Here is a 1,452-nt window from a genome sequence, read left to right on the forward strand (position 1 = left end):
TATGCAATATTACATATAAAAATCTTTAATTGTTCTGTTATAATTTTAAGAGTAAATTATTCATCCATTAATTTACACCATCCATATCTACAGTTATGGAAACCCTAATTACATATAAAAAAGAGAAGAACCTTGGTGAGTTCTTCTCTTTTTGTTTATTAAATTGTAATATAATTACAGTATGTGAAATTATACTAAGTTAACTTTTAAAGCGAAGTGAAAACAACCGTCACTTCGCTTTTTGCATTTATTTAATCGGTTTCTCTGTTTTTAAAACTAGTGAACTTAATGCAGGAACTTTAATTTTATTATCATGGACAACATAAAGTGTTTTACTTCCGGCTTGCTTACCATCTACTAGCACTTTCCAAGGACCTTTCGATGGAAGCGTTATGTCCACAGCTTCTCTGTTTGCATTGTGAGCCACCATAAAGTATTCGCTTTTATTCCCACTTCCCTTTCCATCTATTGTATAAGCTACAACATTTTTTGGAACATCGATAAAAGCTACATACTTTTTAATTTGCTCTGCAGATGTCATTCGAAAAGCTGGGTATTTTTTGCGTAAATCTATTAAGCCCTTCATATACTCTACTTCATTATTAAATGCTGCACGGCGTAACCAGTCCATCTGGTTAATTGAATCAGGAGATTTGTAACTATTATGATCACCATATTTTGTGCGCATAAACTCTTGTCCTGCATGTAAGAATGGAATACCTTGTGATGTTAATAAAATAGAAGAAGATAATTTATGCATTTGCTTTCGCATTTCTTCACTGTCACCTGAATTAGTCAACTCAAGTTTATCCCATAAAGTATGATTGTCATGTGCTTCCACATAAGTTAGCACCTGCTCCGGATCTTGATAAGTGGACGAATTTGTATCATACTCAATACCTGCCGTAATACCTTTTTTAATACGGTCTTCCATATTTTGCTTTCCATTTACAAAACCATTTTCTTTCTCCTCAAATACACTACCTTTCAATCCATCACGTATATTATCGTTAAAATGAGCAATCCCTTTCATTTTCTCCGCATTTTTTTGATTTGCTTTCAATTCAGCTGCAAGAGGTGTATTTAAATCCCAGCCTTCTCCATGCAGAATAATAGAAGGATCAATTTGATTAACAGCTTTACGTATCTCATTCATCGTTTCAAAATCATGAATACCCATTAAATCAAAACGGAATCCATCTAAATTGTATTCTTTTGCCCAGTATGTGACGGAATCAACCATAAATTTCCTCATCATTTTTCGTTCTGAAGCAGTATCATTTCCTACTCCAGTTCCATTTGCAAATGTTCCATCTTCATTGTATCGATAATAATAACCTGGAACTAACTTATGAAAATTAGATTCAGCGGCATTATACATATGGTTATATACTACGTCCATCACAACACGAAGGTTATTATCGTGCAGCACTTGAATCATTTGCTTTAATT

General features: G+C 33.2%; 1 protein-coding gene. It reads right to left on the minus strand.

Annotated elements, in window-relative coordinates:
- Positions 1-247: 247 nt before the first annotated feature.
- Positions 248-1,452 (minus strand): type I pullulanase (gene pulA / locus V7038_RS28715; protein WP_335696032.1); only part of this gene is annotated, 1,205 nt, incomplete at its 5' end.

This window comes from Bacillus sp. JJ783, from assembly GCF_036963225.1.
GTDB lineage: Bacteria > Bacillota > Bacilli > Bacillales > Bacillaceae_G > Bacillus_A > Bacillus_A cereus_U.